General features: G+C 57.4%; 11 protein-coding genes. 7 read left to right on the plus strand and 4 right to left on the minus strand.

The window, feature by feature from the left end; genetic code table 11:
• The first annotated feature begins 116 nt into the window (after nucleotides 1-116).
• The 6 genes from katG to J2I48_RS27565 all read left to right on the plus strand — a co-directional run bounded on the left by katG (nucleotide 117) and on the right by J2I48_RS27565 (nucleotide 9,303).
• Nucleotides 117-2,393 (plus strand): catalase/peroxidase HPI, encoded by a 2,277-nt coding sequence (gene katG / locus J2I48_RS27540; RefSeq protein ID WP_207338761.1) that lies wholly within the window; start codon nucleotides 117-119, stop codon nucleotides 2,391-2,393.
• Between the two features lie 160 nt (nucleotides 2,394-2,553).
• Nucleotides 2,554-3,093: an MOSC domain-containing protein gene (locus J2I48_RS27545; protein ID WP_207338762.1), complete on the plus strand. Its 540-nt coding sequence runs from the start codon at nucleotides 2,554-2,556 to the stop codon at nucleotides 3,091-3,093.
• A 126-nt stretch (nucleotides 3,094-3,219) separates the two neighbouring features.
• Complete coding sequence (locus tag J2I48_RS27550) at nucleotides 3,220-5,754, plus strand: DUF7133 domain-containing protein (RefSeq protein ID WP_207338763.1); 2,535 nt, start codon at nucleotides 3,220-3,222, stop codon at nucleotides 5,752-5,754.
• A 132-nt stretch (nucleotides 5,755-5,886) separates the two neighbouring features.
• A complete protein-coding gene (locus tag J2I48_RS27555) occupies nucleotides 5,887-6,951 on the plus strand; it encodes a sugar phosphate isomerase/epimerase family protein (protein ID WP_207338764.1) in 1,065 nt (354 codons plus the stop codon).
• A 184-nt stretch (nucleotides 6,952-7,135) separates the two neighbouring features.
• The gene (locus J2I48_RS27560; RefSeq protein WP_207338765.1) at nucleotides 7,136-7,921 is read left to right on the plus strand and encodes an SDR family NAD(P)-dependent oxidoreductase; all 786 of its coding nucleotides are present in this window, start codon (nucleotides 7,136-7,138) and stop codon (nucleotides 7,919-7,921) included.
• Between the two features lie 98 nt (nucleotides 7,922-8,019).
• Nucleotides 8,020-9,303 (plus strand): MFS transporter, encoded by a 1,284-nt coding sequence (locus J2I48_RS27565; RefSeq protein WP_207338766.1) that lies wholly within the window; start codon nucleotides 8,020-8,022, stop codon nucleotides 9,301-9,303.
• A gap of 22 nt (nucleotides 9,304-9,325) precedes the next feature.
• Here J2I48_RS27565 and J2I48_RS27570 read toward each other — a convergent pair whose 3' ends face one another.
• Complete coding sequence (locus J2I48_RS27570) at nucleotides 9,326-10,444, minus strand: aldose epimerase family protein (protein ID WP_207338767.1); 1,119 nt, start codon at nucleotides 10,442-10,444, stop codon at nucleotides 9,326-9,328.
• Between the two features lie 122 nt (nucleotides 10,445-10,566).
• On the opposite strand from J2I48_RS27570, the gene J2I48_RS27575 reads away from it, so the two are divergent.
• Nucleotides 10,567-11,958, plus strand: coding sequence for a Gfo/Idh/MocA family protein (locus J2I48_RS27575; protein WP_207338768.1), 1,392 nt, complete (start codon nucleotides 10,567-10,569; stop codon nucleotides 11,956-11,958).
• Between the two features lie 78 nt (nucleotides 11,959-12,036).
• On the opposite strand, the gene J2I48_RS27580 is transcribed toward J2I48_RS27575, so the two are convergent.
• From J2I48_RS27580 to J2I48_RS27590, 3 genes are read right to left on the minus strand one after another with little or no spacing between them, the layout of a single operon-like run.
• On the minus strand, nucleotides 12,037-13,383 hold the full coding sequence (locus J2I48_RS27580) for a tetratricopeptide repeat protein (protein ID WP_207338769.1): 1,347 nt from the start codon (nucleotides 13,381-13,383) through the stop codon (nucleotides 12,037-12,039).
• A gap of 43 nt (nucleotides 13,384-13,426) precedes the next feature.
• Nucleotides 13,427-14,524: a sensor histidine kinase gene (locus J2I48_RS27585; RefSeq protein ID WP_207338770.1), complete on the minus strand. Its 1,098-nt coding sequence runs from the start codon at nucleotides 14,522-14,524 to the stop codon at nucleotides 13,427-13,429.
• A gap of 34 nt (nucleotides 14,525-14,558) precedes the next feature.
• Nucleotides 14,559-15,539, minus strand: a complete 981-nt coding sequence (locus J2I48_RS27590; protein ID WP_207338771.1) for an aldose 1-epimerase — start codon at nucleotides 15,537-15,539, stop codon at nucleotides 14,559-14,561.
• Nucleotides 15,540-15,602 lie beyond the last annotated feature (63 nt).

Consider the following 15,602-nt stretch of genomic DNA (forward strand, 5'->3'; position numbering starts at 1 on the left):
CCTTATTATATGGGCAAATTCATAGATTTTATCTATGCGCATATAAGAACAATAGATAAAAACTATAGAGACCTTTGGCCTACATTTGGCTCGTCAACCAATAAAACTCTACCATAATGGGACCTAACGGAACTCAGGAAACACACGATCCATCGGTGTGGGATGTTAACGACGAAAGCAAAGTCAACACCGTGGGCAAGTGCCCCTTTACGAGTGGAGCACTCAATAAAAGTGCGGGCGGCGGCACCAGAAACCGCGACTGGTGGCCCAACCAACTGAAACTGAACATCCTGCGTCAGCATTCATCGCAATCTGACCCCATGGGCGAGACCTTCAACTACGCCGAGGAATTCAAAACGCTCGATCTGGCAGCGGTGAAGCAGGACATCATCGACCTGATGACCAAGTCGCAGGAGTGGTGGCCCGCCGACTACGGCCACTATGGTCCTTTCTTTATCCGGATGGCCTGGCACAGTGCCGGTACCTACCGCATCGGCGACGGGCGGGGTGGTGCGGGTGCAGGTACGCTTCGCTTTGCACCCCTCAACAGCTGGCCCGATAATACCAACCTTGACAAAGCCCGCCTGCTGCTGTGGCCTCTTAAACAGAAATATGGCCGCAAGCTCTCCTGGGCCGATTTGATGGTGCTCACCGGCAACTGCGCCCTGGAGTCGATGGGCCTCAAGCCGTTTGGTTTTGGTGGTGGCCGGGAAGATGTCTGGGAGCCGGAAGAAGATGTGTACTGGGGTTCGGAAACCGAATGGCTGGGCGACAACATCCGGTATGCGGGCAGCAACGGGCAGCGTAAACTGGAGCAACCCCTCGGTGCCGCTAACATGGGCCTGATCTACGTGAACCCGGAAGGCCCTGCGGGCAACCCCGATCCGCTAGCGTCGGCGCATGATATTCGCGAAACGTTTGGTCGGATGGCCATGAACGACGAAGAAACCGTGGCCCTCATTGCGGGTGGACACACCTTTGGTAAAACCCACGGTGCCGCCGACCCCGGCAAGCACGTTGGCTCTGAACCCGCCGGTGCTACTATTGAAGAGATGGGCCTGGGCTGGAAAAACTCGTTTGGCACGGGACATGGCGCGCACACGATCACCAGCGGCCTGGAAGTAACCTGGACCAAAACGCCCACCCAGTGGAGCAATGACTACTTCGATCACCTTTTCGGCTTCGAGTGGGAACTGACCAAAAGTCCGGGTGGGGCGCATCAGTGGCAACCCGTGGGCGGTGCTGGTGCAGGTACCGTGCCTGACGCGCACGACCCCTCGGTACGTCACGCACCCATGATGCTGACCACCGACCTGGCGCTTCGTGCCGACCCGGCCTACGCGAAAATCTCGAAACGGTTCCACGAAAACCCCGATCAGTTTGCCGACGCCTTTGCGCGTGCCTGGTTTAAGCTCACGCACCGCGACATGGGTCCCATAGAGCGCTACCTCGGCCCCGACGTGCCCACCGAAGAGCTGATCTGGCAAGACCCCGTGCCCGCCGTTAACCACAAACTGGTTGACGATCAAGGCATTGCTTCATTGAAAGAAAAGCTGCTGGCGGCGGGGCTGTCAGTGTCGCAACTGGTGTCTACGGCCTGGGCCTCGGCATCTACGTTCCGTAATTCAGACAAGCGCGGTGGTGCCAATGGTGCCCGCATCAGGCTGGCACCGCAGAAAGACTGGGCCGTTAACAACCCCGCCGAACTGACCAACGTGCTAAAAACGCTGGAAGGCATTCAGCAGGAATTTAACAGTACGCAGACCGACGGCACGCAGATTTCACTGGCCGACCTGATCGTGTTGGGTGGTTGCGCAGGCGTGGAGCAGGCGGCCAAAAATGCCGGTCATGACGTAATGGTACCCTTCACACCGGGCCGCACTGATGCCTCGCAGGACCAAACCGACGTGCGGTCGTTTGATGCCATGGAGCCGGCGGCCGATGGGTTCCGTAACTACGTTGACGCCAAACACAAGACGGCGGCAGAAGACATGCTGATCGACAAGGCGCAGCTGCTGTCGCTCACTATTCCGCAACTGACGGTGCTGGTGGGCGGTATGCGTGTGCTCAACACCAACTTCGACCATTCGAAACACGGTGTGTTTACGCAACGTCCCGAAGTCCTCACCAACGATTATTTCGTCAACCTGCTCGACCTGGGTACCACCTGGCGCGCCACGTCCGACGCGCAGACCGTGTTTGTGGGTAGTGACCGCAAAACGGGCGAACCCAAATGGACCGGTACCCGCGTAGACCTGATCTTCGGCTCGAACTCGGAACTCCGCGCCGTGGCCGAGGTGTACGGGTGCAGCGACTCGCAGGAGAAATTTGTGCACGACTTTGTGGCTGCCTGGACCAAAGTAATGAATCTGGGCCGCTACGACCTGGCCTGAGTAGAGCGGCATTTCTGACTTTAATGCGAAAAGGTGGCCTGGAAACGGGCCACCTTTTTTGCGTTTGGATGCGCCAATGGCGATTCGCTATTTTGCCTGTCAGCTGCTCAGCTTTAACTAGGTTGACAGCAACGATTGAGTCATTTAAAAACAAATAGGCATGGCAACAGTAATTGCAGTAAGTAGTAGCCCGAGTCACACGATGTCGAAGCCGAACCAGGACAGCATTTTTCTGGAGGCAGGTTTAGGCGTTCGGGGTGACGCTCATAATGGCACAACCGTTAAACACCGCTCACGGGTAGCGCAGGATCCAACCCAGCCCAATCTAAGGCAAGTTCATTTAGTGCATGCCGAATTGCTGGATGAACTAGCTGGCAAAGGGTTCACCATTCGTCCCGGTCAGATTGGCGAAAACTTGACCACACGCGGCATCGATTTATTGGCCTTACCCAAACATACGTGTCTAACCATAGGCACATCAGCCAAAGTGCAGATTACGGGCTTGCGGAACCCCTGCGCACAACTAGATGGCATTCAGCCTGGGTTGATGAAAGCAGTGTTGGATCACGACACCAATGGCGAACTAGTGCGTAAAGCAGGTGTCATGGGCATTGTGCTGGCGAGTGGTCTGATCAAACCCGGCGACTCAATCACAATTGACTTCCCAGACGAACTTTTCGAAAAACTTCAACGGGTGTAAGCTAATGTAGTTACAGCCCCGCGAAGCCCTAAACCAGCCAGAAGTAAGTGCGGCCTACAATGTGCTTTTTCGTCAACAACACGCTGTCGTTCTGTTGATTGTCAATGTACTAACTTGCCTCAACGTATGGTTAAGTCAGCCTATACCGTCTACCTGCTTAGTCTTGTGCTGGGCCTGACCACAAGCCTGCGAACCCCCATCGACGATGGCCCCTCGCCCGCCCGGACACCCGCCCAGGAACAGGCCACGTTTCAGCTTGAACCCGGCCTGACCATTCAACTCGTGGCCGCCGAACCTATGGTGCAGGACCCCGTGGCGATGACCTTCGACGCCGACGGGCGGCTGTGGGTAGTGGAAATGCGGGGGTTCATGCCCACCATCGACGGCGAGGGTGAAAACAAACCCGTGGGCCGGGTGTCGGTGCTGGAAGACACCAACGCCGATGGGCAAATGGACCGCAGCACGGTTTATCTCGACAGCCTGATTATGCCCCGCGCCCTGGCCCTGGTGCCCGGTGGGGTTCTGATAGCCGAAAACGGCGCACTCTGGCTCACCCAGGACCAAAACGGCGACCTGAAAGCCGACCGCAACGGCGGATCGGCCAAGACCCTGATCGACAAAGATTACGCCGGGAGCGCGCTGCCCGAACACGCCGGGAATGGCCTCTGGCGCAGCCTCGACAACCATTATTACAACGCCAAATCGCGCTTTCGCTACCAGCTTGTAAACGGCTACTGGCAGCGTGACAGCACCGAATTTCGGGGGCAGTGGGGCCTGAGCCACGACGACAAGGGACGGCTGTTTTACAACTACAACTGGTCGCAACTCCACGCCGACCTGGTGCCGCCCAACTACCTGAACCGCAACAAGCACCACACCGCTACCACGGGCATCGATCAGGGGCTGACCATAGACCGGCAGGTGTACCCCATCCGGCCCAACCCCGCCGTGAACCGGGGCTATATTCCCGGTACGCTGGATACGGCCGGTCGGCTGCTGGAATTTACTGCTGCCTGTTCGCCCTTTGTGTACCGGGGCACGGCCCTGCCAGCGGCCTACGCGGGCAACGTGTTTGTGTGCGAACCAGCCGGAAATCTCGTCAAACGCAACGTACTGGCCGAAAATGGGCCACTCGTCGCGGCGCAGGATCCCCATCCGGGCCGGGAGTTTCTGGCTTCGACCGACGAGCGGTTCCGGCCCGTGAGCCTGACCGAAGGACCCGACGGGGCGCTCTACATTGCCGACATCTACCGGGGACTGATTCAGCACGGGGCCTACATCACACCCTACCTGAAAGAACAGACACTGGCCCGAAAACTGGTGCAGCCCACCAACCGGGGCCGAATCTGGCGGGTGGTTCCGCAGGGCTGGAAAGCCCCGAAAAAGCCCAAACTTACAACGGCTTCGCAGTCCGAGTTAGTGGGCTATCTGGCTAGCCCGGATGGCTGGTACCGCGACATGGCGCAGGGCTTGCTCATTGACAGAAACGACAAAACCGCTGGCCCCGCACTGACCGTATTGGCACAAACGGGCATCCAGCCACTGGCCCGGTTCCACGCGCTCTGGACCCTGAATGGCCTGAACCTGAATCGGCCCGACGTGCTGCTCCGGCTAGCCGCCGACCCCGACCCGCTGGTGCAAACCACGGCAATCCGGCTGTTGGAGCCATTTGCGCAGACAGATCAGTCTGTTCGGGTAAAACTGGGGCAGATGCTCACCAAACAGGCCCCCAACGCCACCGCCGAACATGCCCTGCAACTGGCTCTCTCCGCGCAGGTGCTTGACGCCAACGTGGCCCAACCCCTGCTGATGACCCTGGCCCGGCGGTATGGCGCCTCGCCGTTGATGCGCGATGCGGTAATGAGCAGCCTTCAGAACCAGGAATATGCCCTGCTGCAACGGATCCTGGCCGCACCCGACTGGCAAACTAAAACGCCAGCAAGCGAAATTTTCGTGGAAATGCTCACCACGGCTATTGTCAGAAAACACCAGCCCGACGAGCTAACGGCCCTGCTTACCCGCCTCGATAACAACAGCGGTACGTTAACCTGGCAACAGCGGGCGGTAGTGGCTGGCTTGGCCACCGGGGCCAGCATGGGCAAATTTGCACCTGTGCTGCTAACCACCAGCCCACGTATACTGACCCAGCCAGGCCTAATCGAGCCGTCGCGGCGGGCGGCGGTGGCGGGGTTGTTTACCTGGCCAGGCCACGCCGCCGATCAGCAGGTGATGGCCAAGGCTAATTCGCTGGGTGCCGACGACCAGAAACTCTTTGCTACCGGTCGGCAACTGTACCTCAGCACCTGCTCTGGCTGCCACGGCACCGATGGCCGGGGTATGGCCAGGTTTGCGCCGCCGCTCATTGGCTCTGACTGGGTCCTCGGCGACGGTAAACGACTGGCCCTCATTCTCTTACACGGCATGGAAGGCCCCGTGGATGTGGCTGGCAAGGTGTACAATTCACCCGATATTCTGCCCGTGATGCCTGCCCACTCTACCCTCGACGATGCCGCTATCACCGCTATTCTGACCTACATCCGCAATGAGTGGGGCAACCAGGCAGGACCCATCGGCAAGCGCGTTGTAGGCACCACCCGCGTCACCTCCCAAGGCCGAATAGTGCCCTGGACCGCCAATGAATTGAATAAGTATGTGAAGTGATTTACGATGTACGAATTACGAATTACGATTTATTGCTGTCGCACTCTTTTGCTGTAGAGCAAACCCATGCGACAGCAATAAATCGTAATTCGTAATTCGTACATCGTAAATCACTTTTATCTCCATTTCCATATGAATCGACGCAACTTTATACAACGTTCGGGTGCCGGGGTACTGATGCTGGCCTTGCCCGACTTGCCTCGTTTGCCTCAGTTGGCGGTGGGTGTGCCCATGGGCGTAGTGGTGCATTCGTACTGGGCACGCTGGAATTCAAAAGTGGTCAGTACGGCCTACCCGGCTTTCACCAACGCGCTGGAGTTGCTCGACCATTGCCATCAGATTGGGGCGGGTGGGGTGCAGGTGGTGGTCAACGGCTGGTCGGATGCGTTTGCCCGCAGTGTACGCGACCGGCGCGAAAAGCTGGGCATGTACCTCGAAGGCTCCATCAGCGTACCTAAAAAAGCCGACGACGTAGCCGCGTTTGAGCGGGACGTGATCCGGGCTAAAGAAGCCGGGGCACAGATTCTGCGGACAGTCTGCTCGTCGGGGCGGCGATACGAAATTTTGCATTCGCCAGAGGCGTTTGTGGCCATGAGACAGGCCGCCCTGACGTCGCTGCAACTGGCCGAACCCGTATTGCGGAAGCACGGGGTCAGGCTGGCGGTGGAAAACCACAAAGACTGGCGGGCACCGGAACTAGTGGCCATACTGAAACAACTCGACAGTGAATGGATTGGCGTCACGCTCGACTTCGGCAACAGCATGGCCCTGCTTGAGGACCCCATGACGGTGGTGCAGACCCTGGCCCCGTACGTGTTTAGCACCCACGTGAAAGATATGGCCGTGGAAGACTACGCCGACGGGTTTCTGCTGTCGGAAGTGCCGCTGGGCGAGGGCCTGCTCGACCTGCCGAAAATGGCGGCGGTTTGCAAACAGCACAACCCGGCGGTGACGTTCAGCCTGGAAATGATCACCCGCGACCCGCTGGAGGTTCCCTGCCTGACTCCCGACTACTGGGCTACCTTCGGCGATTTGCCCGCCACCGAACTGGCCTGGATGCTGCATACCGCCAGGCAGCATAAACCCGCCCCGCCCCTACCCCGAACCACGCCCCTAAGCCCCGAAAACCGGCTGGCGCTGGAGGAGAAAAACATCGTGTCGTGCTTAGCCTACAGCCGGGGGCGACTTGAAAAATGAGTTTGTGGTTTCTATTTACAAGATGAACTGTTCGTGCCGTAGGTACGCGACTACCCCGCCGCCTATGTTGTGGCGTACCTACGGCACGCTATGTTCTCGCGGGAGCACTTCCTCTGCTACAAACATGTCGTACCTACGGCACGAATAGCCCCGGCGTAACAACTGAAAACAGAAAACTTTTTTTATGTCTGACCAACCTTTACCTGGTATTAAGCAATTTGATTTGAGCGGGCGGGCCGCCATCATCACGGGCGGTTCCAAAGGGCTGGGCCTGGCCATGGCGGCGGGGTTGGCCTCGGCGGGTGCCCGCGTCATGCTGGTGAACCGCAATGCTGAGGAAGGTGCTCAGGCTGCAACCGAACTGGGCCGCACCTATGGCGTAGAGGCTCTTTCATTTGCCGCCGACATCACTGATCAGGCCCAGACCGAAGCCATGGCGCAGGCCGCAATGGACGCATTCGGGCAGATCGACATCCTTATCAACAGTGCCGGCATCAACATCCGGGGGGCCATTGACGCCGTTTCGCCCGCCGATTTCACCAGCGTTATGAACGTAAACGTAAACGGCACCTGGCTATGTTGCCGGGCCGTGACGCCGTTTATGAAAAAGGCAAACGGGGGCAAGATCATCAACATGGCCAGCACCCTGGGCGTGGTGGGCCTGGCCAACCGAACGCCCTATACAGCCAGCAAAGGGGCCGTAGTGCAGTTGACCCGCGCCCTTGGGCTGGAACTGGCTCCGTTCCACATCAACGTTAACGCCATTTGCCCCGGCCCATTTTTGACCGAAATGAACCTGCCCATTGCCCATACCGAGGAGTCGAAACAATTTATTGTGGGGGCCACCGCGCTGGGCCGCTGGGGCGAACTGCACGAAATTCAGGGGGCCGCCATCTTTCTCGCCAGCGACGCCGCCAGCTTCATGGTAGGCTCACTACTCACCGTAGACGGAGGCTGGACAGCAAGGTAGAAAATGGTTTGTAGTTAGTGGTTGCTTCGCGCTTGTGGCCCTTCGACAAGCTCGAAGCAACCACTAACTACAAACCACCAACCACAAAACTCCCCCCTATGAAACCTACCCGCGTTCGGTATGGCATGTTGTTTCTGGTGTTCGTCAACGTGGTGATCAACTACCTTGACCGGGCTAACCTGTCGGTGGCGGCCACCACGATGAGCGGCGATTTGCAGCTGTCGCCGGCGCAATTGGGGTGGGTGTTTTCGGCCTTTGGCTGGTCCTATGCGCTGCTCCAGATTCCGGGTGGTCTCATCGCCGACCGGTTCAGTCCCCGTATACTCTACGCATTTTGCCTCGTCACCTGGTCACTCGTTACGGTAGGTCAGGGTTTTGTGCGGGGGTTTACGGCCTTGTTTGGGTTGCGGCTGGCTACTGGTGCATTCGAGGCACCCTCCTACCCCATGAATAACCGGATTGTTACGAGCTGGTTTCCCGACAATGAACGCGCTTCGGCCATTGCGCTCTACGTATCGGGGCAGTTCATTGGCCTGGCGTTTCTGACACCCGTGCTGACTATGATTCAGGTCAATGCGGGCTGGAAAGGACTGTTTATTGCCACGGGCGGCATTGGCGTAGTGTGGGGCGTGCTTTGGTATCTGCTCTACCGCGATCCCCTCGATCACTCCACGGTGAATGCCGCCGAGCTGGCTCACATCGAGTCGGGAGGGGGTTTGTTTCGAAAGAAAGAGCCGCAACCGGGGCAGACGTCGATGCGGCCGGGCCACGCTTGGCAGTGGGCCAACGTGAAGCAGGTATTTGCCAGCCGGACACTATGGGGCGTGTTTATCGGGCAGTTTGCCGTCAACGGGAGTCTGTGGTTTTTTCTGACCTGGTTTCCTACCTACCTGGTCAAGTACCGGGGTCTCGATTTTATCAAATCGGGCTATCTGGCTTCGGTGCCTTTTCTGGCTGCCTGCGCCGGACTGCTGCTGTCGGGCTTTATTTCTGACCGGCTAGTGCGGCAGGGAACGTCGGTGGAGGTGGCCCGGAAAACGCCCATTATTTCGGGACTACTGCTGTCGATGAGCATTATCGGGGCCAACTACACCAACGACACGACGCTCATTATTTTCTTTTTGGCGCTGGCCTTTTTCGGATCGGGCATGGCCCTCATCTCGTGGGTGTTCGTGTCTATACTATCGCCAAAAAACCTGATCGGCCTCACGGGCGGCGTGTTCAACTTCATGGGCAATCTGGCCTCTATCGTGGTCCCCATCGTAATTGGCTACCTGGCCAAAGACGGCGATTTCAAACCTGCTCTGGTGTTTATAGGGGTCTTGGGTTTGCTGGGTGCGTCGTCGTATATTCTCTTGGTAGGGAAAATCAGAAGACAGTAAACAGAAGACTACCTTCCAACGATTACTTCACCGAAAACTGGTACACTGTTGTGCTTTTGAAAACCTGCCCCGGGCGGAGCGTGGTGGTGGGGAAGGTGGGTTGATTGGGTGAATCGGGGAAGTGCTGCGTTTCCAGGCAGATACCAAAACGGCGGGTATACGGCACGCCTTCCGGCCCGCGCTGACTGCCGTTGAGGTGGTTGGCAGTGTAGATCTGCACAGCCGGTTCGGTGGTGTACATCGTGAGCACTCGGCCGCTTGGTGGGTCGTAGACAGTGGCCCCCAGCTTCAGTTTCGGCGACTTGTCGGTGAACACCCAGCAGTGGTCATAGCCGTATCCATAGCTGATCTGTACGTCGGTGGTGTCGTTGATGCGGGTGCCAATGGGCGTGGGTTTGGTGAAGTCGAAGGGGGTGCCTGCCACGGGCCTTAGCTCGCCGGTTGGGATCTGGGCTTTGGTGGTGGGCAGAAACCGGTCGGCGCTGATCATCAGTTCCTTGTTCAGCACGTCGCGCTGCTGACCGCTTAGGTTGAAATACGTGTGATTCGTCAGGTTTATCACGGTCGATTTATTTGTAGTGGCCTGATAATCAATGCGCAGTGCGTTGTTTTTCTGTAAGATGTACGTCACCGTCACGGCCAGCGTACCAGGGTAGCCTTCCTCGCCATCGGGCGAGGTGTAGCGCAACGTCAGGGCCGGTTCGGGGCCGTTGGTGGGGGTAGCAGCCCACAGTTTCTGGTTAAACCCGACCTTTCCACCGTGAATATGGTTGCCACCATTGTTAATGGCCAGGGTATAGTCGGTGCCGTCGAGCGTGAATTTGCCCCCCGCAATCCGGTTCCCAAACCGACCAATAATTGGCCCTAGGCTAGACGGGGCTTTGAGGTAATCGGCCAAGGAGGACAGCCCCAGCACCACGTTTGCCTGTTTGCCGGTGCGGTCGGGTGCGGTGAGGGCTACCAGGAAGCCGCCGTAATTGGTAATCTTCGCTTCCATTCCCGCCGCGTTGCGCAACGTGAAGAGGTGGGCTTCGCGGCCATCGGGCAGCGTACCAAAAAGGGCCTGCTCAATGCCGGCCTTCGGGCGCACCATGGCCAGCAGTGCCATGACCAGCAGCAGAGAAAAGATGGTATGTTTCATAGCAGGTAAGTTAGCAAATCCCTTCCCTACATCCTGCAAAGAGTATCTGGCAGGGCTACAAGTGCTTTTTATTGAAAGCTACTAGCCCACTACTCGTCGGCGTTTCCAAACCCTTTCTCGCTATGCATTCGTTCAACATCAACCGTCGCCGTTTCATGCAGGGAGCCTCGGCAACGCTCGCTCTTTCGGCCCTGGGTGCTCACGGGATGGACCTTGTCAACCCACCAACGCCGTATCGGGTGGGCCTTATCGGCACGGGCTGGTATGGCAAAAGCGATCTCTTCCGGCTCATTCAGGTGGCCCCCGTGGAGGTGGTTGCCCTTTGCGACGTTGACAAGAATATGCTGGCCGACGCGGCTAAGCTGGTCAGCCAACGCCAAAAATCGGGCAAGACACCGCTGCTCTACGGCGACTATCGCAAGATGCTGGCCGACAACAAGTTAGACATTGTGCTCATTGGCACGCCCGACCACTGGCACGCCCTGCAAACCATCGACGCCATCAAGTCGGGAGCCAACGTCTATGTGCAGAAGCCCATCAGCGTCGACGTGATGGAGGGCGAAGCGATGGTGGCGGCGGCGCGCAAATACAACAAAGTGGTACAGGTGGGAACGCAGCGCAAGAGCACGCCCCACCTCATCGACGCCAAAAAGAATATCGTAGAAGCGGGTCTGCTGGGCAAGATCCACCACGTTGAAATGTGCTGCTACTACTCTATGCGGGCTAATGGCAACCCCGCTGTGCAGCCCGTGCCCGACTTCCTAGACTACGAGATGTGGACTGGCCCCGCTCCCCTGCGTCCCTACGACGGCATCCCACACGTGCGCTGGTGGCGGACTTTCAACGAATACGGCAACGGCATCATCGGCGATATGTGCGTTCATATGCTCGACACCGTTCGCTGGATGCTGAAGCTGGGCTGGCCTAAGCGCGTCAGCTCAACGGGAGGCATTTATGTGCAAAAAGATGGCAAATCGAACATCTCAGATACCCAGTCGGCGCTGTTTGAATACGACGACCTCAACTGCGTCTGGCAACACCGGTCGTGGGGTACGCCCAACAACCCCGACTACCCCTGGTCGTTTACGATTTATGGCGACAAAGGCACGCTTTGGGGCAGCACTATGCAGTGCGATTTTGTCCCCCTTGGCGACACCGGGCCTACCAAAGGGGCCAAAATCCACAAAGATGTGGTCTACGAAAAAGAGAAGTATCCCGAAGACCTCACCGAACCTACCAACCCCAAAATAGAACTGAACGCCGCCCCCGCCACCCGGCTCCACATGCTCAATTTCCTGGGGGCCATCGAAAACGGCGGTCGGCCCGTGGCCGATATCGAAGAGGGGCACATTTCTACGGCCAGCTGCATTTTGGCCAACCTGTCGATGAAACTGGGGCGTCCGCTGATTTATGACCCCATCAAACGCGAAGTGGTAGGCGACCGCGAAGCCACCGCCCTGCTGGAACGCCCCTACCGCACCCCCTGGAAACACCCTCATCCTGGTCGGGTTTAGGGGTTTGTAGTTGGCTGACGCAAGTGGCTTCGCGCCACTTGCGTCAGCCAACTACAAACCCCTAAACCCTAAATACCCCTAATTACAGTACGACGCAATCACCTTGTAAGCGGGGTTGTAGCCTAGTTCGCCGGCCTTAGAGAGGTCGAGGCAGCCGCTGTTTTCGTCGCCGAGGCTGTTTTTTAGGATGCCCCGAATATAATAGGCTTCGGCGTAGCGTGGGTTCAGCTTGATAGTACTGTTACAGTCCAGGATAGCCGTGCGCTGATCGCCCTGCGCCGAGTGGATAAGGCCCCGCGTAAAATACGCGTCGGCATAGGTCGGGTTTAACTCAATGGCTTTGTTGAGGTCGGCAATGGCCGTGCGCCCGTCGCCCTGCCTGGCGCGGGTGTTACCCCGGCCGAAATATGCTTCGGCGCGTTCGTTGCCCAACTTGCTCATGGGGCTACGTTCTTTCACGGCATTGCGGAGCTCATCGAGCGCCTCGCGGCTAAGGCGACCCGTATAAGCCTGCTTCGCGTCTTTATCCATGCTTACATTACCCAGTTCAATGGCCTGATTAAAGTCCTGGATAGCGCCTTTCTCGTCGGCTAGTTTACTGCGGCAAAGGCCCCGGCCGTAATAAGCCGGGTAATACGTAGCCAGGAGTCTGATGGTCTGGTCGAAATCGGGCATGGCTCCTCTGTAATCCTCTAGTTTGCTCTTAGCCAGCCCCCGGTAATAATACGATTCGCCGTCGCCGGGGTTTAGGTCAATAGCTCGGCTCAGGTCGACAATGGCCCCTTTGTAATCATTCAACGTCACTTTCGAGATGCCTCTGCTGGCAAAGGCCAGGGTCTTTTTAGGAGCCGCGTCAATCACTTTGGTGAAGTCGGGCAGACTTCCTTCGGCATCGTCAAGCCGTTGTTTAATCATGCCCCGCTGGTAATACGAGTCGATATTGGTGGGGTTCAGGCTGATGGCCTTGTCGAAATCGGCTAGCGCGCCACGGTACTGTTCCAGTCGGGTCCGACTGACACCCCGGTCGTGGTAAGCCTGGGCGTTGGCAGGGCTTAGCTCAATGGCCCGTCCGTAGTCGAGCAGGGCACCCCGGTCGTCGTTTTGCCTGCTTTTGCTCACCCCCCGGCTCAGATAGGCCAGGGCGTCTCTGGGGTTCAGGTCAATGGCCCGGTCGTAGTCCAGAATAGCGCCCCGGTGGTCGCTGAGGTTGGCTTTGGTCAGGCCCCGGTTGTAATAAGTCTCGGCCCGGTCAGGGTTCATGGTGATGGCAATGCTGAAGGCCTTCAACGCCCCGGTGAAATCGCCGGAGCGGTTTTTAGATACGCCCTCATCGAAGCTATCGGTGGCATTTGGCTGAGCACCAGCCCACTTTGGTTGACAACAAAAAACGGCCAGCAAGGCCAGTGGTAAAAAAAATTGCTTCATAAGTGATGGGTACAACAAACGGTGGCACGCCCACGCAGCGCATTCAGAATTTCACCACAAATTCCGCACCACCATTTTGCTGATAGCTCAGCTGACCCCGCAATTGTTGCGTCAGGGCGTTCACCAGCCGCATCCCCAGCGACTGTCCCGACCCCATAATCTGCCCGTCGGGAATACCCGGCCCATTATCCCGAACGGTAAGGCGGTTGCGTCCGTCGGCGGCGCGGTCCAGGATAAGCTGGATCTGGCAGTGGTCCATATGCCGAAAAGCGTGTTTGAACGAGTTGGTAATCAGCTCATTAACAATAAGCCCCAACGGCACGGCGGTGTCGAGCGACACGTTGAGGGCCGTCAGGTTCTCTACGCTGATAGCCACGTTTGGCGTAAGGTCGGCGTGGTGACTAGCCACAATGCGGGTCAACTCTTCCAGGTACGCGCACAGATCGACCGTAGTCACATTTTCATTTTTGTACAGCTTCTCGTGCAACATGGCAATGGCCTCCAGGCGTTTTTCGCTGGTACGCAACGCTTCCAGGGCTTTGACATCGGTGATGGTGTTGGTCTGAAGGCGCAGTATGGAGGCAATCACCTGCAACTGATTGCGCATACGGTGATGGCTTTCGCGCAGCAGCATCTTCAGTTCTTCCGACTCCAGGGTAGCCCGTTTGTCTACTTCAGCCAGGTACATCGACGTATCGAAAAAAAGCAGGAAGATGGTAATGAGCGTAGCAAAGCTGAATGAGCAGATCAGCAGGTAAGGAATCGACGTGAACGGTGTGAAGCCTACCCACTTTGCGTAGAAAAACAGACTGGCAGCTACGCCAAACGTAATGACGGCATTGGCAATCAGTTGCTTCCAGACCGTCCAGTGGCGCTGCTGATACCGGCGCGATTTGGGAAACAAGAAGCCCAGTGCAATACCCGGCATGCCTACCCAGAAGAACACAGGTATGCCAAACCCCAGCAAGATCCAGGGTTTATGGGTGTGTTGAAATTCGGCCAGACCAAACGGCTGGAAAACCAGGTTCACAAGCGCAACCAATGCGCCCGCCATACTGGCTTTCAACAGCGCATTACGTACGGTAAAGGGCTGTGGATAAGGCTGGTTAAGTTTACTAACGAACGTGGGATAGAGAGACATAGGTTGCAATACGAGACAACCTATAAATCTAAGTTTATTTTTTCTGATTTAAGCCAACAACTATGCTACCGGTAAGTGATTCGCCGGGACTGAGGATGGTCAGCCCTTCGCCGTTATTAAACGAGTCGACGTTGGCGGTCAGGGGTTCAATGGCAATGCTGTCGCGGCGACCGGGCGTGTAGATTACCAGGTAGGGGAAATCAGCGCTTTGTTCCACCACCAAGCTTACGCTTTCGGCGGGCCAGTGAACTACCGTCTCGGCCCTATTTTTAGCATTAACCCGTTGGGGATCAACAACAAATGGCGTATCGAACGAGACTTCTTTCAGCGATGCCGGGCCACGATGGGCATCAGTAGCGGGGCGCTGCCCGTTGGGAATCATGTGCTGATCGAGGTGGATTTCCGTCTGTACGGGCAAGGTCAGTTCCAGGTCGTCCGTATCGGCATTGTTGAGCGTGAAATAAGGGTGCCAGCCGAACGCCGCCGGGCAACGGCTTTGGCCCGTATTCATGGCCATAAAATCGAGCGCGAGGCCTTGTTCGCTAAGGGTATAAGTGGCCGTTAAAGCAAACGGGAAGGGATAGCCCACCAGATCGCCGGGGTAGTCATACTGCACACTGAGCTGGGCATGGGCGGCTGTGACCTCCTCGCGCACCACGCGAAAGGGTTTGCCGTGTACAAAGCCGTGGAGGGCATTGCTGCGCCGGGTTTCGTTGAGGGGCAGGGCATAGGCCTCGCCCTCGAAGCGGTAAACGCCCTGAAAAACGCGGCTGGGAAACGGGTAGAGCAAGGCGCTGGCGTAGGTCTCGTCGGCCACGAGCGCCTGTGGCGAACTAGCCGTATCAATCACTTTATAGCGTTTCTCGCCCTGCCGGAGCACCAGCTGCCGCAAAATACCCCCAAACGCAGGCAGCACGGTGGCCCATTCGCCCGTGGCGGAGTTGGCTAAGATGTAGTCGATGAAGGGCTGATACCCCTCTATAGGGTCAAGCTGGCGTGTTGTAATCGTATACATACGGATGGTTTTCGGCGTATTCACCTACAGAATCCGCAAAGCACTAGGAAAGTTTAAGGTTTA

This window comes from Fibrella aquatilis, from assembly GCF_017353255.1.
GTDB classification, from domain to species: Bacteria; Bacteroidota; Bacteroidia; order Cytophagales; family Spirosomataceae; genus Fibrella; species Fibrella aquatilis.